Here is a 25,292-nt window from a genome sequence, read left to right as displayed (position 1 = left end):
GGTGACCTGCTGCGGGGAGCGCGGGACGGCGACGGCGACGACCTGGCCCCGGCCGATCCCGCGGGCGGTGAGCTCGTGGGCGAGCCGGTTGGCCCGCCGGTTCAGTTCCGCGTAGCTGGTCAGCTCCCCCTCGTGCCACAGGGCGGTGGCGTCGGGGGTGCGTGCCGCCTGCGCCTCGAACAGTTCGGCGAGGGTGCCGGCGGGTGCCGGGGCGGCGGTGATGCTCCACTCGCCGAGCAGCCGCTCGCGCTCGTCGCCGGTGAGCAGGTCGTGCTCGCCGATCGGGCGGTCGGGCTCGGCCAGCATGCGCTCGAGCAGGGCGACCAGCCGGTCGGCCAGCAGCTGGACGGTGTCGTGGGTGAACAGGTCGGTGCTGTACTCGACGACACCGACGACGCCGTCCGGCTCTCCGGCCGCGTCCACCGTCTCGGCCAGGTTGAACGCCAGGTCGAACTTGGCCACCCGCAGCCCGTTGGGCTGCTGGGCGATGGTCAGGCCGTCGCCGAGGCTGAGCTCGGCGGGCGGGGTGTTGAGCAGGTTCAGCATCACCTGCAGCAGCGGGTGCCGGGACATGGAGCGGCTGGGGTTGAGGACCTCGACGAGCCGTTCGAAGGGCACGTTCTGGTTCTCGTAGGCCGCGACATCGGTGCTGCGCACCCGTTCCACCAGTTCCCGGAACGTGGGATCGCCGCCGGTGTCGGTACGCAGCACGAGGGTGTTGACGAAGAAGCCGACCAGTTCGTCCAGGGCGTCGTCGGTGCGGCCGGCGACCGTGGTCCCCACGGGGATGTCGGTGCCCGTGCCGAGCCGGGTCAGCAGGGCGGCGAGGGCGGCCTGCAGCACCATGAAGGGGCTGGCCCCGGTGGTCTTGGCGAGGCCGGCCAGTGCGCGGTGCAGCGCGGGCTGCAGTCGCAGGCGGACCAGGTCGCCCCGGTGGCTGGGCCTGGCCGGGCGCGGCAGGTCGGTCGGCAGTGCCAGTTCCTCCGGCATGCCGGCCAGCTGCTCGCGCCAGTAGTCCAGTTCCGCCGCCAGCCTGGAGTCCTTGTCGTCCTCGTCGCCGAGCAGGTCGCGCTGCCAGATGGCGTAGTCGGCGTACTGCACGGCCAGCGGGGTCCACTGCGGTGCCCGGCCGGCCGTGCGGGCCCGGTAGGCGTCGGACAGGTCGCGCAGCAGCGGGCCGAGCGACCAGCCGTCGGAGGCGATGTGGTGGATCAGGAAGATCAGTACGTGGTCGCGTGGTCCGACGGTGAACAGGTGGACGCGCAGCGGCAGTTCGGCGGCCAGGTCGAAGCCGTAGGAGACGGCCCCGGCGACGGCGGCGTCGAGTTCCGCGGGGGTGACGTCGGCGGTCCGCAGCCGGGGGGTGGCGACCTCGGGGTCGAGGATCTCCTGGCGGGGTGTGCCGCCGGTCTCGGGGAAGGTGGTGCGCAGGCTCTCGTGCCGGGCCACCACGTCGCCGATCGCCGCCTGCAGCGCCTTGGCGTCGAGGATGCCGGTGAGCCGCATGGACAGCGGGATGTTGTAGGTGGGGCTGGGGCCCTCCAGCCGGTTGAGGAACCACAGCCGGCGCTGCGCGAAGGACAGCGGGATGTGCTCGGGCCGCTGCTGGGGCACCACGCTCTGGCGGGCCTCCTCGGCTCCGCCGATGAGCACGGCGAGGCCGGCCACGGTCGGGTTCTCGAAGAAGTCGCGCAGGGGCAGTTCGGCGGCGAACTCGCTGCGGATCCGGCTGACCAGCTTGGTCGCCTGCAGGGAGTGCCCGCCGAGCTCGAAGAAGTTCGCCTCGACGTCGATGTCCTCGTCGTGCAGCACCTCGACGAAGATGTCCCGCAGCCGGGCCTCGGTGTCGTTGCGCGGGGCGCGGCCGCCGGTGGCGCCGGTGGTCTCGGGAGCGGGCAGGGCCCGGCGGTCGATCTTCCCGTTGGGGGTCAGCGGCAGGGCCGGCAGGACCACGAAGGCCGAGGGGACCATGTACTCCGGCAGCCGGGCGGCGAGGTGCTCGCGCAGGGCCGCCGCGGCGGGCGCGGTGTGGCCGGCCGGGGCGACCACGTAGGCGACCAGGCGTCGCTCGCCGGGCTCGTCCTCACGGGCGAGGACCGCCGCCTGCGCGACGTCGGCGTGGGCGACGAGCAGTGACTCGACCTCGCCCGGCTCGATGCGGAAGCCGCGGATCTTGACCTGGTCGTCGGCGCGGCCGACGAACTCCAGGTTGCCGTCCGGCAGCCAGCGCACGAGGTCGCCGGTGCGGTACATCCGGGACCCGGCCGGGCCGTAGGGGTCGGCCACGAAGCGCTCGGCGGTGAGTCCGGCCCGTCCGGCGTAGCCGCGGGCGAGTCCGGCGCCGGCCAGGTAGGCCTCGCCGGGGGTGCCGACGGGGACCGGCTGGAGCGCCTCGTCCAGGACCAGCACGCGCACGTTCCACAGCGGGCGGCCGATGGGCGGGGTGGTGCCCGGGGTGAGCGGTTCGCTGACGGTGACGCAGACGGTGGCCTCGGTGGGGCCGTAGGCGTTGAGCAGCCTGCGTCCGTCGGACCAGCGGGCGATGAGGTCCGGTGCGGACGCCTCACCGGCGAGGATCACGTTCATGCCGTCCGGGAGTGCGCCGGGGGGCAGCACGGCGAGCGCCGCGGGCGGGATGTTGGCGTGCGTGACCCGTTCCCGGGCCAGCAGCGCGATCAGCGGTTCGCCGACGGCCAGGTCGTCCGCGGGGGCCATCACCAGGGCACCGCCGACCAGCAGCGGGGCCAGTACCTCCCAGATGGCGGCGTCGAAGCTGGAGGAGGCGAACTGCAGCATCCGGCTGTGGGCGTCGAGGGCGAACTGCTCACGGATCGCTCCGAAGCCGCCGATGCCCTCGTGCGGGACCACGACGCCCTTGGGCGTGCCGGTGGAGCCGGAGGTGTAGATCATGTAGGCGGCGTTGGCCGGGGTGGCCGTGCGGACGGCGGGCGCGGTGTGGGCCGGTTCGGCATGGACCGCGGGGTCGTCGAGCAGCAGCCGGGGCACGTCGGAGACGGGCAGCCCGGTGGCGGCCGGCCCCTCGGTCAGCAGCAGGACCGGGCGGGCGTCGGCGAGGATGAAGGAGATGCGGTCGGCCGGATAGGCGGGGTCGACCGGCAGGTAGACCGCGCCGGCCTTGAGCACCGCCAGCAGGGCGACGACCAGCCGGGGGGTGCGCGGCAGTGCGACGGCGACGACGTCCTCGGGGCCGATGCCGCGGCGCGCCAGCAGGCCGGCGAGGCGGTCGGCCTCGGCGTCCAGCCGTGCGTAGCTCAGTTCCGTGCCGTCGTAGCTGATCGCCACCGAGCCGGGGGTGGCCGCGGCCTGGCGGGCGAAGAGCTCGGCGATGGTGCCCTGCGGCACGTCGTGGCCGGTCCGGTTGAACCCGTCCAGCACCTGGTGCCGCTCCGCCGGGGCGAGCACGTCCAGGCGGGTGACGGGCAGGTGGGGGTCGGCACACGCCGCGTCCAGCAGCCGCAGCAGGCGGTCGGCCATCCGCGAGACGGTCTCCGGCTCGAACAGGTCGTCGCTGTACTCGACCAGGCCGGTCATGCCCGCCGGGCGCCCCTGCTGGTCGTAGCGCTCGCGCAGGCTGAAGGCGAGGTCGAACTTGGCGGCGCCGATACCGACGCCCTGCGAGCCGATCTCCACGCCGGGCAGGCTGATCTCGACGTCGGCGGTGTTCTGGAGGTTCAGCCAGACCTGGAAGAGCGGGTGGCGGCCGAGCGAGCGCTCGGGGTTGAGGACCTCGACCAGCCGCTCGAAGGGCACCTCCTGGTGGGCGTAGGCGGCGAGGTCGTCCTCACGGACGCGCTCCAGCAGCTCCGCGAAGCTCGGGTCGCCGCCGGTGTCGGTGCGCAGCACCAGGGTGTTGACGAAGAAGCCGACGAGGTCGTCGAGTGCCTCGTCGCCGCGTCCGGCGACCGGGGTGCCCAGGGCGATGTCGGTGCCGGCACCCAGGCGGGTGAGCAGCGCGGCGAGAGCGGCCTGGCCGACCATGAACAGGCTGGTCCGGGTGCGCCGGGCCAGGTCCGCCATCCGCTCGTGCAGCTCGGCCGGCACCGCGAAGGGGACGGTGGAGCCCTTGTGGCTGGCGACCGGCGGTCGCGGCCGGTCGGTGGGCAGCCGCAGTTCCTCCGGCAGGCCGGTCAGCGTGGTCCGCCAGAACTCCAGCTGGCGGGCGATCTCGCTGCCGGTGTCGGTCTCGCTGCCGAGGACCTCGCGCTGCCAGAGGGTGTAGTCCGCGTACTGGATCGGCAGCGGTGCCCAGCCGGGCGCGCGGCCGTCGAGGCGGGCGGCGTAGGCCTCGGCGAGGTCGCGGGCCATCGGCGCCATGGACAGGCCGTCGCCGGCGATGTGGTGCATCACGATGAGCAGGACGTGCCGGTCGGTGCCGAGCCGGTACAGGTGCGCCCGGACCGGCAGTTCGGCGGCCAGGTCGAAGCCGTGGAAGGCGGCCTCCTCCATGGCGGCGTCCAGCGCCTCCTCGTCGACCTCGCGGACCACGAGTTCGGGGACGGCCTGCCCGGCCGGGATGATCGACTGCCGCGGGGTGCCGTCGATCTCGGGGAAGGTGGTGCGCAGGCTCTCGTGCCGGGCCACCACGTCACCGAGCGCGTCCCGCAGCGCGGGCACGTCCAGCGCGCCGGTCAGCCGTGCGGCCAGCGGCAGGTTGTACGTGGAGCTCGGGCCCTCCAGGCGGTTGAGGAACCACAGCCGGCGCTGCGCGAAGGACAGCGGCACCAGGTCGGTGCGGGGCATGGGGCGGACGGCCGCGCGGGCACCGGAGGCGCCGGCCACGGCGGGGGACAGTCCGGCGACGGTGGGGGCCTCGAAGATGTCGCGTACGGCCAGTTCCACGCCCAGCGTGCTGCGGATGCGGCTGACCAGCTTGGTCGCCAGCAGGGAGTGGCCGCCCAGGGCGAAGAAGTCGTCGTCGGCGCCGACCGAGGGCACGCCGAGAACCTCGGCGAACAGGCCGCACAGGATTTCCTCGCGCGGACCGCGCGGGGCGCGGCCGGTGTGCGTCTCTGCCTCGGGCACCGGCAGCGCCGCGCGGTCGAGCTTGCCGCTGGGTGTCAGCGGGAACTCGTCCATGAGCACGATCGCCCCGGGCACCATGTAGTCCGGCAGTGCGGCCGCGACGTGTGCCTTGAGCTCGGCGGGCCGGACGGTGCCGGTGGGGACCACGTAGCCGACCAGGCGGCGGCCGCCGCGCCGGTCGTCCTGGGCGGCCACGGCGGCCTGGGCGACCTCGGGGTGGCTGCGCAGGACTGCCTCGATCTCGCCCAGTTCGATACGGAAGCCGCGGACCTTCACCTGGTGGTCGGCGCGGCCGGCGTATTCCAGTTCGCCCTCGCCGTTCCACCGCACCAGGTCGCCGGTGCGGTACATGCGGGAGCCGGACGGTCCGAACGGGTCTGCGGTGAACCGTTCGGAGGTGAGGCCGGGGCGGTCGTGGTAGCCGCGTGCCAGCTGGGCGCCGGCGATGTACAGCTCGCCGATGACGCCGTCGGGTACGGGCCGCAGGGCCGCGTCCAGGACGTAGGCCTGGGTGTTCCAGACGGGGCGGCCGATCGGTGCGGCGCCCGTCGGCCAGTGGGCCGGGTCGGCGGGCAGGGTGTGCGCGGTGACCACGTGGGTCTCGGAGGGGCCGTAGTGGTTGTGCAGGTCCCGTCCCGGGGTGCCGGAAAGGTCGCGGATCCGGCCGCCGAGTGTCAGCGCCTCGCCCGCCTGCGCGATGTGCCGCAGGGCCGGCAGGGCGGCGTTCTGCTCGGTGACGGCCTCGCCGAGCGCGTCCAGCATCATGGTGGGGGCGTACAGCTCGGTGACGTCCCGGTCCCCCAGCCAGGCCGCGAACCGCGCCGGGTCGCGCCGGGTGTCCTCGTCCGGGACCACCAGGGTTTTGCCGTCCAGCAGGGACGACAGGATCTCCTGTGCGGAGACGTCGAAGCTGATCGCGGTGAACTGTGCGACGCGGGCGCCGGGTTCTGCGGGCAGCGTCGCGGCGTGCCAGGACATCAGGTTGACCAGGGCGCCGGAGGGCATCACCACGCCCTTGGGGCGGCCGGTGGAGCCGGAGGTGTAGATCAGGTAGGCGGGGTGCTGCGGTCGCAGCGGGCAGGTCCGCTCCTCGTCGCGCGGGTTGGCGGTGTCCTGGCCCGCCAGTTCGCTCTCCACCCGGGGGTCGTCCAGGGCGAGCGTGGGTCCGGCGGGCAGCCGGCCGGCGACCTCGGTGGTGGTCAGCACCACGTCCGGTGCGGCGTCGGCGAGCATGAAGGCCAGCCGCTCGGCCGGGTACTCCGGGTCGAGCGGCAGGTAGCCGGCGCCGGACTTGAGCACGGCGAGGAGGCCGACGACCAGTTCGGCGGAGCGGGGCAGGGCCAGGCCCACGATGCGCTCGGGTCCGGTGCCGCGGGCGATCAGCAGCCGGGCGAGCCGGTTGGCCCGCTCGTTCAGCTCGGCGTAGGTCAGTGCCTGTTCGCCGCACTCCAGGGCGGGGGCGTCGGGGTGTGCCGCGACGCGGGCCTGGAAGAGCGCGGGAAGCGGCATGGCGGGCACGTCGTGCCCGGTGTCGTTGCGGGCGACGAGGAGTTCGTGCCGGGCGACCGGGTCGAGTACGTCGATCTTGCCGATCGGGCGGCCCGGTTCGGCGAGGGCGGCCTCCAGGACACGGACGAAGGACGCCGCGACACGCTCCGCGGTCCGCTCGTCGAACAGGTCCCTGCTGTACTCGACGAAGCCCTCGACACCGCCGGGGCGCCCGTCGGCGGAGTAGCTCTCCCGCAGGCTGAACAGCAGGTCGAACTTGGCGACCTGGGTGTCCACGCGCTGCGTGCCGACCTCGACGCCGGGCAGCCGGAACGGCGCGGTCGGGTTGTTGTGGAGGGTCAGCATCACCTGGAACAGCGGGTGGCGCGACATCGACCGGTTCGGGTTGAGGACCTCGACCAGACGCTCGAACGGCACCTCCTGGTGGGCGTAGGCCGCCAGGTCGGCCTCGCGCACCCGGCCCAGCAGGGAGCGGAAGTCGGGGTCCTGCGACAGGTCGGTGCGCAGGACCAGGGTGTTGATGAAGAAGCCGACCACGTCGTCCAGCGACTCGTCGCTGCGCCCGGCGATCGGGGTGCCGATGGGGATGTCCGTTCCGGCACCCAGCCGGTGCAGCAGGACCGCGAGTCCCGCCTGCAGCGTCATGAACACGCTGGCCTGGCAGTTGCGGGCGAGGGCGACCAGGCGCCGGTGGACCTCCTGGTTGATCCGGAAGCCGACGGTGCCGCCGCGGTAGGAGGCGACCGCGGGGCGGGGCCGGTCCACCGGCAGGTTCAGCTCGTCGGGCAGGCCGGTCAGCGCCTCGCGCCAGAAGTCCAGCTGGCGCGAGACGGCGCTGTCCGGGTCGTCCTCGCTGCCCAGCACGTCGCGCTGCCACAGGGCGAAGTCGGCGTACTGCACGGGCAGCGGCTCGAAGGCCGGCTCGTCGCCGTCACGCCGTGCGCCGTAGGCGGCGGACAGGTCGCGGCCGAAGGGCACGGCCGACCACTCGTCCATCACGATGTGGTGCATCAGCACCAGCAGGACGTGCTCCTCGTCGCCCAGGCGCAGCAGCCGGGCCCGCACGGGCGGTTCGGCGGTCAGGTCGAAGCCCTCACTCCCGGCCTCGGTCAGCAGCGCCTCCAGGCCGGCCGGGTCGGTGTCGGTCACCGTCAGCTCGGGCACGGTGTCCACGACGACCTGGCAGGGGGTGCCGTCCCGGTCGGGGAAGACGGTGCGCAGGAGTTCGTGGCGGCGGGCGACGTCGGCCAGCGCGGCACGCAGCGCCTCGACGTCCAGGGGCCCGGTCAGGCGGGCCGCCATGGGCACGTTGTAGGCGGGGCTGGGGCCTTCGAACTGGTTGATGAACCACAGCCGGGTCTGCTGGAGCGAGAGGGGAACGTCCGCCGGGCGCCGTCCCGCCTCGATCCGCGGGGTGGCCGGGCCACTGGACGTGAGCTGGTGGGCGAGGCCGGCGACGGTCGGCGCCTCGAAGAGGCTGCGCAGGGAGAACTGCACGCCGAACACCGACCGGATGCGGGTGACCAGCCGGGTCGCGAGCAGCGAGTGGCCACCGAGCTCGAAGAAGCTGTCGTCGATGCTCACCACGGACGCGCCGAGGATCTCCGCGAACAGCCCGCAGAGGATCTCCTCCTGCGGGGTGCGCGGGGTGCGGCCGGAGGCCACGCCGGAGAAGTCCGGGGCCGGCAGGGCGCGCTTGTCCAGCTTGCCGTTGGGCGTCACGGGCAGTTCGTCGAGGCTGACGAACGCCGTCGGCACCATGTAGGAGGGCAGGGTCTCCGAGACGCTGGTGCGCAGGACGGCCACGCTGGGGGTCTCGGCGCCGGCCTTGGCCACCAGGTAGGCCACCGGACGGCGGTCGCCCGGCCGGTCCTCGCGGATGACGACGGTGGCCTGGGCGATGCCGTCCTGGGCCAGCAGGACCGACTCGATCTCGCCGAGTTCGATGCGGAAACCGCGGATCTTCACCTGACTGTCCGCGCGCCCGTTGAAGACGAGTTCACCCTCGGGCGTCCAGGTGGCAAGGTCGCCGGTCCGGTACATGCGGGCACCGGGCCCGCCGAAGGGGTCGGCCACGAAACGCTCGGCACTCAGACCGGGCCGCGCGAGATAACCACGGGCCAGACCGGCACCGGACACATACAGCTCACCGGGCACACCGGGCAGCACCGGACGCAGAGCGGCATCCAGAACATAGACACGGGCACCGGTGATGGGACCACCGATCGGCGGAACGACCTCACCGGCCAGCGGCGCGCTCATCGTCGCGCAGACCGTGGTCTCCGACGGGCCGTAAGCATTGACCATACGACGGTTGGTGGACCAGCGGCCGACCAGTTCCGGCGCGGTCGCCTCACCCGCGACCACCAAAGTGATGCCCTCCGGCAGCGCGTTCTCCTCGAGCACCGCCAACGCGGCCGGCGGAATCGTCGCGTGGGTGACACCCTTCTCCACGAACAGCTCCGCCAACGGCAGACCCGGATTGAGCCGGTCGGCCGGCGCCAGCACCAGCGCCGCACCGGTCAGCAGACCCATCACCAGCTCCCAGAACGCCGCATCGAAACTGATCGACGCGAACTGCAGCACCCGGCTGCCCGGACCGACCCCGAACCGCTCCACCTGCGCGGCCACCAGGCTCGACACACCCCGGTGCGAAACCACGACACCCTTGGGCTTTCCTGTGGAACCCGACGTGTAGATCAGGTAAGCGGGGTGATCCACGGAAAGGGCCACCACGGGCGCCCGGTCCACCGGGGCAGCCTCGACACGAGCCAGCGTGCCCGGGTCGTCCAGCACGATCCGCACCTGCTCGCCGTCCGGCAGCGTCCCGGCGATCGCGGAAGTGGTCAGAACCACACCCGGCGCGGCGTCGGCGAACATGTACGCGATCCGCTCGGCCGGATACTCCGGGTCCACCGGTAGATACGCGGCACCCGCCTTGTGCACCGCGAGCACCGCCACCGCCAGCTCCACCGACCGTGGCAGCGCCAGAGCCACGAACTGCTCCGGCCCCACACCCGCCTCAGCGAGAACATGCGCCAGCCGGTTCGCCCGGCCGTCCAGCTCCGCGTAGGACAGCGTGACGTCCTCGAACAGGACCGCCGGGTCCCCCGGCGCGGCCGCGACCCGCTCCGCGAACAGCTCCGGCAACGTCCGCGGACGCTCCCCACCCGTGGCGTTGCGGGTGCGCAGCAGGTCTTCGCGTTCGTCGTCGGCGAGGACGTCCAGGGCGCCGACGGGGCGGCCCGGCTCGCGGACGACCGTTTCCAGGACGCGCACCAGCCGCGCGCCGATCGCCTCGACGTCGGCGGGGGTGAAGACGTCCGGCCGGTAGCCGAAGCGGAACCGCAGCGTCTCGCCGGGCAGGGCGGCGACGCTGAGCGGGTAGTGGTTGGCGTCCGCGCCGTGCGCACCGACGATGGTCAGGCCGGCGATCTCGCGGAAGCCCTTCTCGTCGAAGGGGTAGTTCTCGGTGACGGTGATGGTGTCGAAGAGTTCACCCGACGCCCCTGCCAGGGCGTGGATGTCGGGCAGGTTCAGGTGCTGGTGCGACATCAGCCCGGCCTGCTGCTGCTGGAAGCGGGCCAGCATGTCGCCCACCGGCTCGGCGGGGTCGAGCCGTACCCGCACCGGCAGGGTGTTGATGAACAGGCCGACCATGCTCTCCACGCCGTCGATCTCCGCGGGGCGGCCGGAGACGGTGCCGCCGAAGACCACGTCGCTGCGGCCGGTGAGACGGCCCAGGACGATCGCCCAGGCACTCTGGAAGACCGTGTTCACGGTGAGGTCGTGCTTGCGGGCCGTCTCGGTCAGGGCGCGGCTCAGTTCGGCGGGGACCTCCACCAGCAGGCGTTCGGGTGCCACCGGGGTGCGCTCGAGGTCGTCGGCCACCAGCCGGGTCGGCTCCTCGACGCCGGCCAGCACCGTCCGCCACGCCTCCTCCGAGGCGGGGCGGTCCTGCTTGGCCAGCCAGGCGAGATAGTCGCGGTAGGGCGTGACGGGCGGCAGGGCCGACACGTCGCCGCCGGCGGCGTAGAGGGTGAACAGGTCCGTCATCAGCCGGCCCACCGACCAGCCGTCCAGCAGGATGTGGTGGTGCGCCAGGATCAGGCGGTGGCTGTTCTCGCCGTGGTGGACGAGCGTGAAGTGCAGCAACGGTGGCGAGGTCAGGTCGAAGGTGCGCTCCGACTCGGCGGCCGTGTGCTCCTCCAGCCGGTCCGCCTGCTGCTCCTCGGGCAGATCGCGCAGGTCGAACTCCTGCCAGGGCAGGGCGACCTCGCGCGGGATCACCTGCACCGGCCTGCTGAGCCGCTCGTACCGGAAGGCGGCCCGCAGGTTGGGGTGCCGGTGCAGCAGGCCGGCGACCGACGCCCGCATCGCCGCGGCGTCCAGCTCGCCCTCCAGGTCCAGGCAGATCCTCGCCGTGTAGATGTCCAGCGAGCGCTCGTGGTAGACGGTGTGGAAGAGCAAGCCTTCCTGCAGCGGCGAGAGCGGCAGGACGTCCTGGAATCCCGGCTTCGTCATGAGGAGAAGTACCTTCCGTCAGCTTCCAGCACGTCGATTTCGTCCTGGTCGAGGCCGACCAGGGAGAGGTCGGACGGGGTGTGCCCGCCGGCGTCCGCGGCCTCGGAGTGGGTGACGAGGGCTTCCAGCGCGCGGAACCAGTCATCGACCAGTTCGCGCACGGCCGCCTCGCCGAAGAGTTCACCGGGCCAGGTGCAGGCCGCGGCCAGGCACGGTCCGTCCGCCCCGCCGGTGACCGAGGCCGCGACCTCCAGGGCGTGGCCGTCGTCGTGCAGCACGGAGTCCTGGTCCCGGGCGGCCGGCCCCGCGGACACCGGCCAGGCGCTGTCGTCCGCGGCGTCGAGCCGTCCGAGGTAGGAGAAGCCGATGCTCGGACGGGGCAGTGCGGCGAGCACCGGGGTGGTGCGCGGGTTGAGGTGGCGCAGCATGCCGTAGCCGACGCCGCCGTCCGGCACCGAGCGCAGTTGCTCCTTGACCGCCTTGATGGCGTTGCCGACGGCCGGGCCCCCGGCGGTCAGCTCGGTCCAGTCGACGGTGCCGGGGTCCAGCAGCACGGGGTGGGAGGCGGCGAACCGTCCCAGGGTGCGGGTGAGGTCCTGGCCCTCGGCGAACGCCTGGCGTCCGGCGCCTTCCAGGTCCACCAGGACGCCGGTGCCGCCGAAGTAATCTCGCAGGTGGCGGCGGCGCCAGTGCCCGAGGGCGAGGGCGAACGCGGTGAGCAGCACGTCGTCCACGTCGCAGTTGAACGCGGCGGGCAGCCGGTCGAGCAGGGGTGCGGTCTTCTGCGCCGGCAGCGTGCACACCAGGGTGCTCGGAGCGCCGCCGCCGTCCGGGGCCCGGTCGGTGAGCCGGATGTCCGGGGCGGTGAGGACCGTCCTCCACCAGTCCAGTTCCCGCTCGCGCTCCGGGTCCTGTGCCGCGGCCAGCAGTTGCTGGGCCCATCGGCGGTAGGACGTGCCGTCCGGGCGCGGGGCGGGCGTCTCGCCGGAGACGAGGGCCTGCCAGCAGGTGTCCAGGTCGGCGCGGAGCAGGCGCCAGGACTCGGCGTCCACGGCCAGCCGGTGCACGACCAGCAGCAGCCGCCCCCGTCCGGTGGCGCCGGCGTCGAACCAGACGAACCGGGCGAGGTCGCCCGCCTGCGGGTCGAGTTGGGCGGCGACGGTCGCGCCGTGTGCGCGCAGCGCGTCGTCCAGCGCGTCGGCGTCGAGGTGGGCGACGGGTACGCGGGTGACGAGGCGGGCGGCGTCGACCGTGCCGGGGGCCCGTACCTCCAGGGTCCACCGGGCGCCGTCGTCGTGGCGTCCCAGGACCAGCCGCAGGGCGTCGTGCCGGTCGGTGAGCATGCCCGCCAGGGCCTGGAGCCGGTCGGCGTCGAGGCCGTCGGGGGCGTCCAGGAGCAGCGACTCGTGGTGTCCGGTGACCGTGCCGCCGCGTTCCCGCAGTGCGTGCACGGACGGCGGGAGGGGGAGCCCGCCGACGCGGGTGCCGGAGGACTCGACGACGGTGTCGGGGACCTCGGTCGCCACGGAGGCCAGGCCCTCGACGGTCCGGTGGACGAACACGTCCTCCGGTTTGATCCTCAGGCCCCTCTTCTGGGCGCGGCTGACCAGCCGGATGGAGACGATGCTGTCGCCGCCGAGGTCGAAGAAGCTGTCGCGTACACCCACCGAGGACAGGCCGAGGACCTCGGCGAACAGCTCGCAGAGCACTTCCTCGTGCGGGGTGCGCGGTCCCTCGTCGCCGACGAGGGCGGTGAAGTCCGGGGCGGGCAGCAGCTTGCGGTCCACCTTGCCGTTCGGGGTGAGCGGCAGGGCTTCGAGGGCGACGAACGCGGCCGGGACCATGTAGTCGGGCAGGACGCGCGCCCCGTGCTCGCGCAGTTCGGCGGCGGCCGGCACCTCCTGACCGCCGGGTGCGACCAGGTAGGCCACCAGGCGGGTGGTGCCGTCACCGTCCGCCCGGGCCACCACGGTGACCTGGGCCACCGCCGGGTGGGCGGCCAGGACGGCCTCGATCTCGCCGAGTTCGATGCGGAAGCCGCGGACCTTGACCTGGTCGTCGGCGCGTCCGACGAACTCGAGGTCGCCCGTGGTGTTCCAGCGGGCCACGTCGCCGGTGCGGTACATCCGGGAACCGGCCGGGCCGAAGGGGTCGGCCACGAACCGTTCGGCGCTCAGCCCGGGCCGCGCCAGGTAGCCGCGGACCACGCCGTCGCCGGCGAGGTAGAGGTCGCCCGCGACGCCGGGGGGTACCGGCGCGAGGCGGGCGTCGAGCACGTACACCTGGGTGTTGGCGATCGGCCGGCCGATCACCGGGGCGCCGGGGCGCTCCTCCAGGGCGGCCGTGGTGGACCACACCGTGGTCTCGGTCGGGCCGTACATGTTGCGTACGGAGACGGACAGGTCACGCAGCCGGTCGGCGAGCTGCGCGGACAGGGCCTCTCCGCCGACCAGGACCCGCAGACCGGTGAGAGCCTCCGGGTGGTCGGCCGCCAGCGCCTGCCACAGCGTCGGTGTCGCCTGGGCCAGGGTCGCGCCGGTGCCGGTGATCAGCTTCGCCAGCTGGTCCATGTCGCGCACCTGCTCGGTGGCGGCGACCACCAGCCGGGCCCCGGCCATCAGCGGCGCGTACAGCTCGAGGCCGGCGATGTCGAAGGAGACGGTGGTGACCGCGACGAGGGTGTCGGCCTCGGTGACCGGCAGCCTGTCGCACATGTCCCGGACGAAGTTGGTGATGTTCGCGCGGGTGACCACCACGCCCTTGGGGCGGCCGGTGGAGCCGGAGGTGTAGATCACGTAGGCGGGGTGGTCGCCGTGTGCCGCGGGGGCCGGGTCGGTGGCGGGCAGGGCCGCGGTCCGCTCCGCCAGCGCCGGGTCGTCCAGTGCGATCACCCCGGCCCCGTCGGGCACGGGCAGGTCGCCGGCGAGTGCGGACGTCGTCAGCACCAGGGCGGGCGAGCCGTCGGCGAGGATGTAGCGCACGCGTTCGGCCGGGTAGGCCGGGTCGAGCGGGATGTAGGCGGCGCCGGACTTGAGCACCGCGAGGAGCGCCACCACCAGGTCGAGGCCGCGCGGCAGGCTCACCGCGATCCGGACCTCCGGGCGGGCGCCCTGGCCGGCCAGGTGGTGTGCCAGCCGGTTCGCCCGGGCGTTGAGCTCCGCGTAGTCGATCTCCCCGTCGGCGGTGACGACCGCGATGCGTTCGGGGGAGCGGGCGGCCGCCGCCTCGATCTCCTGCACCAGTGACCGGGGGCCGAAGTCGGCGGCGGTGGCGTTCCATTCGCGCAACAGCCGGGTGCGCTCGTCGGGGGTGAGGACGTCGGCCTCGCCGACGGCGCGGTCGGGCTCGGCGCAGAGCTGTTCCATGAGGTGGGTGAACTGCCCGGTCATCCGGACCACGGTGGCGTGGTCGAACAGGTCCGCGCTGTACTCGGCGACGGCCTCGATCCCGGCGGGTTCGTGGTCGGCGTCGTACACCTCGCGCAAGTTCCAGTTGAGGTCGAACTTGGCGACGTTCAGGTCGAGCTGGCGGCGCCGTGCCGTCACGCCCGGCAGGTCGAAGTCGGCCTCGGGGTTGTTGTGCAGGCTGACCATCACCTGGAAGAGCGGGTGACGGGCCATGGCGCGCTCGGGGTTCACGGCGTCGACCAGCCGCTCGAAGGGCACGTCCTGGTGGGCGTAGGCCGCGAGGTCGGTGTCCCGCACCCGGCCGAGGAGTTCGGCGAAGGTGGGGTCGCCGGACAGGTCGGTGCGCAGCACGAGGTTGTTGACGAAGAAGCCCACCAGATCGTCCAGGGCCTCGTCGGTGCGGCCCGCGATGGGGGTGCCGAGCGGGATGTCGGTGCCCGCGCCGAGGCGGTGCAGCAGCACCGACATGCCGGCCTGAAGGACCATGAACATGCTGGTTCCGCTGCGGCGGGCGAGCGCCGCCAGGTTCCGGTGCAGTTCGGGGCCGATCCGGAAGGTGGCCCAGCCGCCGCGGTAGGACGGGGTCGCGGGGCGCGGCCGGTCCACCGGCAGGGTCAGCTCGTCGGGCAGGCCGGCCAGGGCCTGGCGCCAGTACGCCAGCTGCCGCGAGGCCACGCTGTCCGGGTCGTCCTCGCTGCCCAGTACGGAGCGCTGCCACAGGGTGTAGTCCGGGTACTGCACCGGCAGCGGTGTCCAGGTGGGGGCGGTGCCGGCGCACCGCGCGCCGTAGGCCTCGGCGAGGTCCCTGCCGAAGGGGCCGGTGGACCAGCCGTCGACCACGATGTGGTGCATGACCACGACGAGGACCGACTCCCGCTCTCCGGTGCGCAGCAGGGTGGCCCGCACGGGCAGTTCGACGGTGAGGTCGAAGCCCTGTCCGGCGGCCTCCCGTACCGCGTCGTCGAGGTCGCCGGCGGTGACGTCGAGGACGGTGAACTCGGGCGCGGCCACCGCGGGGTCGAGCACCGCCTGGTAGGGGCTGCCGTCCCGTTCGGGGAAGATCGTGCGCAGTGCCTCGTGGCGGGCGACGACGTCGGCGAGCGCGGAGCGCAGCGCGGCGGCGTCCACCGGGCCGTCGAGCTCGAGCGCGACCGGCAGGTTGTAGGTGGCGCTGCGGCCCTCGAAGCGGTTGAGGAACCACAGCCGCATCTGGCCGTGGGACAGCGGCAGGTGGGCGGGGCGCTGCCGGCCGAGGAGCGTGGAGCGGCCCTGCGGGGCGCCGGGCAGTGCTTCGGCCAGGCCCGCCACGGTCGGGGTCTCGAACAGCGCGCGGATGGGCAGTTCCGTGCCGAAGACGGAGCGGACCCGGCTCACCAGCCGGGTGGCCAGCAGGGAGTGCCCGCCCAGGTCGAAGAAGTTGTCGTCCGCTCCTACCGTGGGGACGCCCAGGATCTCCGCGAAGAGCCCGCAGAGGACCTCTTCCTGCGGTGTGCGCGGCGCGCGGCCCGCGTCGGTGGCGGAGTAGTCCGGCTCCGGCAGGGCCCGCCGGTCGACCTTGCCGTTGGGGCTGAGCGGGAGTTCGTCCAGCACGACGTAGGCGGCCGGCATCATGTAGTCCGGCAGGTCCGCGGCGGTCTCGCGGGCGACCGCGGCCTCGTCGAGGGGGCCGTCGGGGACGAGGTAGGCGACGATGCGCAGGTCGCCGGGGACGTCCTCGCGTATCACGACGGCCGCCTTGGCGACGTGGGTGCGGCGCAGCAGCGCGTTCTCGATCTCGCCGACCTCGACCCGGAAGCCGCGGATCTTGACCTGGTCGTCGATGCGGCGCAGGAAGTACAGCTCGCCGCCCGAGGTCCACTTGACGATGTCGCCGGTGCGGTACATGCGGGTGCCGGGCGGGCCGAACGGGTTGGGCACGAAGCGTTCCGAGGTCATCTTCGGCCGGTGCAGGTAGCCGCGGGCGATGCCCTCGCCCGCCACGTACAGTTCTCCGGCCACGCCCACGGGCACCGGCCGCAGGCACTCGTCCAGTACGTACAGCCAGGTGTTGGGCATCGCGCCGCCGATCGGCAGCGGGCCGCTGTCGACGGGCTCGCCGGCCCTGATGACGAGCTGGGTGCAGTTGACGGTGGTCTCGGTGGGGCCGTAGCCGTTGTAGATGTGCGCTTCGGGGAAGCGCGTGCGCCATTCGGTGAGCGATTCACCGAGCAGCAGTTCGCCGCCGAGCATCAGTTCACGGCTGGGCGAGAACGGGTCGGGCAGCGCCTCCAGCAGCGAGAGGTGGCTCGGGGTGGCCTTGAGGAACGTGGACGGCGTCTTCGTCAGCGTCTCCAGCGTCCGCGGGTCGCTGTCGTCGAGGGTGGCCAGGACGACGCGGCCGCCGACGCTGAGCGTGGTGTACAGCGCGGTCACCGTGAGGTCGAAGGAGATCGGGCTGTGCAGGATCGCGGTGCCCGTGGTGCTCGGGTAGGCCGAGGTGCTCCAGCGCAGGTAGTCGCTCAGACAGTGCTGTTCGGTCAGGACGCCCTTGGGCCGCCCGGTGGAGCCGGAGGTGTAGATGACGTACGCCGAGTGGTGGGGGTGGACCGGGTGGCGGCGGTCGGCGTCGGTGGGGGCGGCCGTCGGGCACGCGGCGACCGCCTCGACGGTGGCCGGCTCGTCGAGCAGCAGCCGCGGCAGGTCCGGGAAGTCCGGGATGCCGGCGCCGATGTCGCCGTCGGTGATGAGCAGCATGGCCGAGGCGTCCCCGATCATGTACTCGATGCGCTGCGCCGGGTAGTCGGGGTCGAGCGGGAGGTAGGCGGCGCCCGCCTTGAGGACGGCGACCAGGGTGACGACCAGCTGGGGGGCGCGGGGCAGGGCGACGGCGACCCAGTCCTCGGCGCCGACGCCGCGGGCGATCAGGTGGTGGGCCAGCCGGTTGGCCCGCTCGTCGAGTTCGCGGTAGGTCACCTCGGTGCCCTGGTGGACCAGGGCGACGGCGTCCGGGGTCCGGGCGACCTGGTTCTCGAACCGCTCGACGAACGTCGGCGGGACCTCGTCGCGTATCTCGCCGACGCCGAGGGCGAGGATGCGGCTCCGGTCGGCCTCGTCGAGCAGGTCCAACTCGCTCACCCGCTGTGCCGGGTCGTCGGCGATCGACGCCAGCAGGCAGCGGAGCCGGGCGGAGATGTCCTCCGCGGTGCCCCGGTCGTACAGGTCGGTGCTGTAGTTGAGGAGCCCGGTGATGCCGGCGGGCGCACCGTCGTCGGCGTAGCGGTCGCCCATGGAGAACGACAGGTCGAACTTGGCGACCTCGGTGTTCACCGGGTGCAGGCGGGTGCGCACGCCGGGGAAGTCGAGTTCCATCTCGGGGGTGTTCTCGAAGTTGAGCAGGACCTGGAAGAGCGGGTGGCGGGAGAGGGAACGCTCCGGCTTGAGCGTCTCCACCAGCAGTTCGAAGGGCACGTCCTGGTGGGCGAAGGCGGACAGGTCGGCCTCGCGGACGCGGCCCAGGAGCTGGCGGAAGGTGGGGTCGCCGCTCAGGTCGTTGCGCAGTACGAGGGTGTTGACGAAGAAGCCGATCAGGTCGACCAGCGACTCGTCGTTGCGGCCGGCGACCGACGTGCCGATCGGGACGTCCTCGCCGGCGCCCATCCGGTTGAGCAGCGCGGCCAGTGCGGCCTGCATCAGCATGAACAGGCTGACACCGCTGGAGCGGGCGATCTCCAGCAGCCGGGCGTGGACCTCGGGGCCGACGGTGATGGGGACGAATCCGCCGCCGTGGCTGGGGGCGGCCGGGCGGGGCCGGTCGGTCTGCAGTTCCAGCTGGTCCGGCAGGCCGGCCAGAGCCGACGTCCAGTAGTCCATCTGCCGCGCCAGGACGCTGTCGGGGTCGTCGAGGCCGCCGAGGACCTCGCGCTGCCACAGCGCGTAGTCGGCGTACTGCACCGGCAGGGGCGCCCACTCGGGGGCGTGGGCCGCCCGGCGCGCGGCGTAGGCGGTGGAGAAGTCGCTGACCAGGGTGGCGTACGACCAGCCGTCGGCCACGATGTGGTGCACCAGGATGAGGAACACCTGCTCGGTGGGGCTGAGCACGAACAGCTCGGCCCGGATGGGCAGTTCGTTCTCCAGGTCGAATCCGCGGCGGGCGGCCGCCGTGAGCGTGGTGTCCAGTTCGGGCTCGGTGAGCTCGGTCACCGAGATCTTCGGGCGGGCCTCGTCCGCGGGCACGATGGACTGGACGGGCACGCCGTCGACGTCGCGGAAGACCGTGCGCAGGCTCTCGTGCCGGACCGTCACGTCGTGCAGCGCCTCGTAGAGGGCGGCCCGGTCGACCTGGCCGGTGAAGCGCAGGGAGACGCCGAGGTTGTAGGTCGGGCTCGGGCCTTCCAGGCGGTGGAGGAACCACAGCCGCTGCTGGGTGAACGACACCGGCACCCGCTCGGGGCGCTCCACCGGGGTCACCCGTGGCCGGGCGGTGCCGGCCCGCTCTATCAGCTCCGCCAGCCGGGCGACGGTGGGCGCCTCGAACAGGTCGCGCACCGTGAGGTCGACGCCGAGCACCGACTGGATGCGGATGATCAGCCGGTTGGCGATCAGCGAGTGTCCGCCGAGGTCGAAGAAGCTGTCGTCGATGCCGACCGAGGAGAGCTCGAGGATCTCCGCGTAGAGGCCGCAGAGGACCTGCTCCTGCGGGGTGCGGGGCAGGCGTCCGGCGCGGTCGCCGGCGAACTGCGGGGAGGGCAGGGCGGCGCGGTCGAGCTTGCCGTTGGGGTTGAGCGGCAGCTTGCGCAGGACGACGAAGGCCGCCGGCATCATGTAGCTGGGCAGGGTGGTGGCCACCTGCTCGCGCAGGCGGTCGGCGTCGATCTCCGCGCCGCCCGCCGGTACGACGTAGGCGACCAGTTGCTTGTGGTGGTGCCGGTCCTCCCGGGCGATCACCACTGCCTGCGCCACCGCGGGGTCGTCGGCGAGTACCGACTCGATCTCGCCGGTCTCGATGCGGAAGCCGCGGACCTTCACCTGCTCGTCGGCGCGCCCGACGTAGGCCAGTTGCCCGTCGGCCGTCCACCGCACCACGTCGCCGGTGCGGTACAGGCGGGAGCCGGGTGCGCCGAAGGGGCTGGCCACGAACCGCTGCGCGGTCAGTTCCGGACGGTCCAGGTAGCCACGGGCCAGGCCCGCGCCCGCCAGGTACAGCTCGCCCGCGACACCGGCGGGCACCGGCCGCAGCCAGGCGTCCAGCACGTACACCTGGGTGTTGGCGACGGGACGGCCGATCAGGGGCTCGGCGGGGCCGTCGCCGGCCCACCACGCGGTGGCGTAGACCGTGGCCTCGGTCGGGCCGTAGAAGTTGGCGATGCGCGCCTTGGGCATGGCGGTGCGGATGTCCGCGACGGCCCGCCCGGTGAGCGCCTCACCGGCGAGTACCACCAGGTCGGCCGTGGCGGGCACGGTGTCCTGGCCGATCAGCTGGGCCAGCAGGGACGGTACGGCGCTGATCAGGTCGCCCGACCAGCCCTCCGGCTGCTCGGCCAGCGCCAGCAGGTCGCGTACGACGTCGATGCGGCCGCCGACGGTCAGCGGCCCGAAGATCTCGAAGACCGACACGTCGAAGTTGAGGGAGGTGGAGGCCAGGGTGTGGGTGAGGGCGGGGGCGCCGAGCTCCCGGCCGGCCCAGCCGACCAGGTTGGCGGCGTTGCGGTGGGCCACCACGACGCCCTTCGGGGTTCCGGTCGAACCGGAGGTGTAGATGACGTAGGCGGCGTTGTCCGGGCGCAGCGGCGCGGTGCGGTCGGCGTCCGCGGGGCCGGTCGCGGGGCGGGAGGCGATCGACGCGGCCGTCGCGGTGTCGTCCAGGACCAGCGCCGGCACTCCGGCGACGGCTTCCTCGGGCCATCCGGCGAGCACGCCGGAGGTGCTCACCAGCAGCACCGGGCGGGCGTCGGACAGCAGCAGCGCGACGCGCTCGGTGGGGTAGGCGGGGTCGACGGGGAGGTAGGCCGCGCCGGACTTGAGCACCGCCAGCAGGGCGACGATCAGTTCCGCGGAGCGCTGCATGCCGAGGGCGACGACCCGCTCGGGGCCGGCGCCGCGGGCGATCAGCTCGTGCGCCAGCCGGCTGGCCGACTCGTGCAGTTCGCGGTAGGTCAGGGTGCGTGGTCCGTCGCAGACCGCGACCGCGTCCGGGGTGTGGGCCGCGGTCCGCTCCAGCAGGTCGACGAGGGTGCCCGAGGGCAGGTCGCAGGCGGTGTCGTTCCAGGTCTCCAGAAGGCGCCGCCGCTCGGCGGGCGACAGCACGTCGACCGCGCGTACCGGCAGATCGGGGTCGGTGACGACGGCCTGCAGGAGACGTACCAGGCGGTCGGCGAGCGCTTGGACCGTCGAGCGGTCGAAGAGGTCCTTCCGGTATTCGACGACGGCGTCGATGCCGGTGGGGCTGCCCGTGTCGTCGGCGCACTCGCCGAACTCGAAGGACAGGTCGAACTTGGCCATGGTGCGCACGCCGGGCTCGGCGACCGCCTTCAGACCGGGGAAGTCCAGGGTGGGGTCGAGCTTCTTCTGCAGGGAGAACAGCACCTGGCACAGCGGGTGGCGGGCCAGCGAGCGCTCGGGGTTGAGGACCTCGACCAGCCGCTCGAACGGCACGTCCTGGTTGGCGTAGGCCGCCAGGTCCGACTCGCGCACCCGGCCGAGCAGTTCGCGGAACGTCGGGTCGCCGGAGACGTCGGTGCGCAGGACGAGCGTGTTGACGAAGAAGCCGACCATGCGGTCCAGGGCCTCGTCGGTGCGGCCGGCGATCGGGCTGCCCAGCACCACGTCGGTGCCGGCGCCGAGCGTCGACAGCAGCGAGGCCAGGCCCGCCTGGAGGACCATGAAGAGCGTGCTGCCGGACTGGCGGGCCAGTCGGGACAGGTCGCGGTGCAGTTCGGCGGGCAGGCGCAGCTCCACCACGTCGGACTGGTAGTCCGGCTCGGCCGGTCGCGGCCGGTCGGTGGGCAGCGTGGTCTCCTCCGGCAGTCCGGCCAGTTCGGAGCGCCAGAAGGCGAGCTGCCGCGCCATGGTGCTGTAGGGGTCGCGGTCGTCACCGAGGACGTCGCGCTGCCACAGGGTGTAGTCGGGGTACTGCACGGCCAGCGGCTGCCAGTCGGGCTCGGCGCCCTGGCTGCGGGCGGTGTACGCCGTGGACAGGTCCTGGGCCAGTACGCCCAGCGACCATCCGTCCGCGGCGATGTGGTGCACCACCACGGAGAGCACGTGCTCCTCCTCGCCGAGCCGGAACAGGTCCACGTGCAGCGGCAGTTCGGTGGCCAGGTCGAACGCCCCGCCCGCGCAGCTGGCGAGCGCCGCGGGCAGGTCCTCGTCGCTGATCGTGGCGACGGGCAGTTCGATTGGGCGCGTCTCGGGGTCGAGGACGACCTGGCTCGGGATGCCCTTCACGTCGGGGAAGACGGTGCGCAGGCTCTCGTGCCTCGCCAGCAGGTCGGCGAACGCCGCGAGCAGCGCGTCGTGGTCCAGCGGTCCGGAAAGGCGCATCACCAGCGGGATGTTGTAGGCGGAGCTGGGCCCCTCGAGCCGGTCGACGAACCACAGCCGGTTCTGGGCGTACGACAGGGGGATCTCCGCCGGGCGGGGCATGGGGGAGATTCCGGAGCGGGCGCTCTCGGCGCAGGTGACGCGCTCGGCCACCGCGGCGACGGTCGGCGCTTCGAACAGCGTGCGGATCTGCAGCTCGATGCCGAAGACCGAGCGGATCCTGCTGACCAGCCGGGTGGCCAGCAGGGAGTGGCCGCCCACGTCGAAGAAGTTGTCGTCGATGGTGACGCCGGGGACACCGAGGGCCTCGGCGAACAGGCCGCACAGGACCTCCTCGGCCGGCGTGCGCGGGGCGCGTCCGGCCGAGCCCGCCACGAACTCCGGCTCCGGCAGGGCCTTGCGGTCCAGCTTGCCGTTGGCGGTGATCGGCAGGGCGGGCAGCACCACGAACGCCGACGGCACCATGTACTCGGGCAGCGCGGCGGCGGCACTCTCGCGCAGGGCGGCGGCATCGACGCCGTCGCGGTCGCCGGCCGGGGTGACGTAGGCGACCAGCCGCTTGTCACCGGGCTGGTCCTCGCGCACGACGACCGCGGCCCGGGCGACCCCGGCGAGGCCCTCGACCACGGCCTCGATCTCGCCCAGCTCGATCCGGAAACCGCGGATCTTGACCTGGTGGTCGGCGCGTCCGACGAACTCCAGTTCGCCGTCGGCCGTGAAGCGCGCCACGTCGCCGGTGCGGTACATCCTGCTGCCGGGCGCGCCGAACGGGTCGGCGACGAAGCGGTGGGAGGTCAGGTCCGGGCGTCCGTGGTAGCCGCGGGCGAGTCCCTCGCCGGAGACGTACATCTCCGCGGCCACTCCCGGCGGGACCGGGCGCAGGGCGTCGTCGAGCAGGTAGACCCCGAGGTCGGGGATCGGGGAGCCGATGACGCTGCCGCTCTCGGCGCCCACGCTCGTGGCGTCCAGCGCCCGGTGGCTGACGTGCACCGTGGTCTCGGTGATGCCGTACATGTTGACCAGGACGGGGGCGTCGTCCGCGTGCCTGCCGTACCAGCGCTCCAGCCGCCACAGGTCCAGCGACTCACCGCCGAAGACGACACGGCGCAGCGCCAGCCCGGCCGCGGCCTCGGGGTTCTCCTGGTCGGCCTGCATGAGCTGGTAGAAGGCGGAAGGCGTCTGGTTGAGCACCGTGACGCGCTCGCGGGCCAGCAGCCGCAGGAACTCCTCCGGCGAGCGGCTCACGTCGTGGGGTACGACGACCAGCCTGCCGCCGTGCAGCAGCGGACCCCACAGCTCCCACACCGAGAAGTCGAAGGCGTAGGAGTGGAACAGCGTCCACACGTCGTCGGCCCCGAAGTGGAACCACTCCTGCGTGGCGGTGAACAGCCGGACCACGTTGTGGTGCGGCACGACGACGCCCTTGGGCCGGCCGGTGGACCCGGACGTGTAGATCATGTACGCGGGGTGCCGGGGGTCGAGCGGGACGGCGCGCTCGGCGGCGCTGACGTCGCCGTCCTCCTGGCGGGCCAGTTCGGCGACCGTACCGGGATCGTCCAGCAGCAGCGGCACGGCGGTGCCGGTCTCCGGGAGGCCCGCGGCGCTCGCCGTGTCGGTGAGCAGCAGACCCGGGGCGGCGTCGGCCAGCATGTAGGCGAGCCGGTCGGCCGGGTAGGCCGGGTCGAGCGGCAGGTAGGCGGCGCCGGCCTTCAGGGTCGCCACGAGCGCGACCACCATGTCCACGGAGCGCGGCAGCGCCAGCGCCACGAAGCGCTCGGGGCCGGCGCCCCGGGCGATCAGCAGCCGGGCCAGCCGGTTCGCGCGCGCGTTGATCTCCCGGTAGCTGTGGTGGGCGCCGTCGAGCACCACCGCGGTGCGGTCCGGGTGTTCGGCGGCCACCCGCTCGAACAGCTCCGGCAGCGTCGCGGTCGTCCCCGGTCCGGCGGCGGGGCGCGCGAGTACCCGGGCGCGGTCGGCGGCGGTGGCGGTGTCCAGCCGCCCGACCGGCGTCGCGGGGTCGCCGGCGCACAGCCGGGAGAGCAGGTCGAGGAAGCGGCCCTGGTGCGAGGCGAGGGAGTCCTCGTCGTACAGCGCCGCGTTGGCGTCGAAGTCGAAGCGCAGCCCGCCGCCGGTGGAGCGGGTGTCCACCAGGACCGCGAAGTCGGTGATCGGGCCGTTGGGAAGATTGTGCGCGCTGGAGGCGTGGCCGGCGAACTCCAGGCGGTAGTCGAACAGCACCAGGTTCACGTGCGGCCCGACCAGGTGTTGCTCGGGACCCAGTCGCAGGTCGCGCCGGATGTCCTCGTGCCGGTACCTCTGGTGGCGCACGGCCTCGCGCATCTCGGCGGAGACGGCGGCGAGCAGGTCACGGACGCTCATGTCGGGCCTGACGCGCAGTCGCAGCGGGAGCAGGTTCGAGACGCTGCCGGGAACCGTCCGCAGGCTGCGTCCCGGCCGGGCGGCGGCCGGCAGGCCGATGACGACCTCTTCGGTTCCGGTGAGGCGCTGCACGTAGAGGGCGAGAGCGGCGACCACCACGGCCGGCCAGCCGATGCCGAGCTCGCGCGCGATGTCGCGGACGGCCTCGACCTCGGCGGCACCGAGCGCCTCGCTGCGACGGATCACCTTGCGGGGCAGGTGCTGCCGGCCGCCGCAGACGCTGACGGCGGGCTCCACGCCGGCCAGCCGCTCGGTCCAGAAGGCGCGGTCGGCGGCGTGCACCTCGGAGGTGACGTAGTCCTGCTCGGCCTCCACCAGTTCACGCAGCGGCCCGAACGGGGTGTCCGGCACGGGTTCGTCGGCCATCAGCGCCGAGTAGACCTCCGCCACCCGGGGCGCGAGCATCGCGAAACCGGCGCCGTCCAGCAGGATGTGGTGGACGCGGTGGTACCACATCCACCGGTCCTCGGCGATGCGCAGCAGGGCGAAGGTGAACAGGCCGTCGCCGAACAGGTCGATCGGACGGGTGTTGTCCTCGTCCATCCAGGACCGCGCGCTGCCGACCGGATCGGGCTCGCCGGAGAGATCGAGGACGTGGACCGGGAACCGGACCGCGGGGAGGACCACCTGCTCGGGGGTTTCACCGTTCTCCACGAATCGCACGCGCAGTGCGTCGGTTTCGCCGACCACCCGGTGAAGCGCGCTTTCGAAACGGACCGGGTCGACGGGACCGTGAATGTCCAGGTATTCGGCGATGTTGTAGATGGTGTGGGAGGAGTCGATCCGCTGTGCGTACCAAATACCGGATTGGGCCGGCGTCAGGGGGAGTCGGACATCACCGGATTGTGGCAC

2 protein-coding genes (1 of these 2 running past the window's edge) are annotated in these 25,292 nt (G+C 73.1%); both read right to left on the bottom strand.

The genetic code is table 11. From position 1 onward, the window contains the following. A protein-coding gene (locus ABZ354_RS20585; RefSeq protein ID WP_358658683.1) for an amino acid adenylation domain-containing protein crosses the window boundary here: on the bottom strand, positions 1-11,076 show its 5' portion. Its footprint begins 3,090 nt before the window's first position; only the first 11,076 of its 14,166 coding nucleotides appear in the window; the start codon lies at positions 11,074-11,076; the stop codon falls past the left edge of the window. Then, a complete protein-coding gene (locus tag ABZ354_RS20580; RefSeq protein WP_358658681.1) occupies positions 11,073-25,292 on the bottom strand; it encodes a non-ribosomal peptide synthase/polyketide synthase in 14,220 nt (4,739 codons plus the stop codon). Before ABZ354_RS20580 ends, ABZ354_RS20585 begins: the two co-directional genes overlap by 4 nt.

The sequence above is a fragment of the Streptomyces sp. NPDC005925 genome (genome assembly GCF_040638805.1).
Classification (GTDB): Bacteria; Actinomycetota; Actinomycetes; order Streptomycetales; family Streptomycetaceae; genus Streptomyces.
The sequence above is the reverse complement of the archived record's forward strand: the minus strand, read 5'-3'. Positions and strand labels throughout refer to the sequence as shown.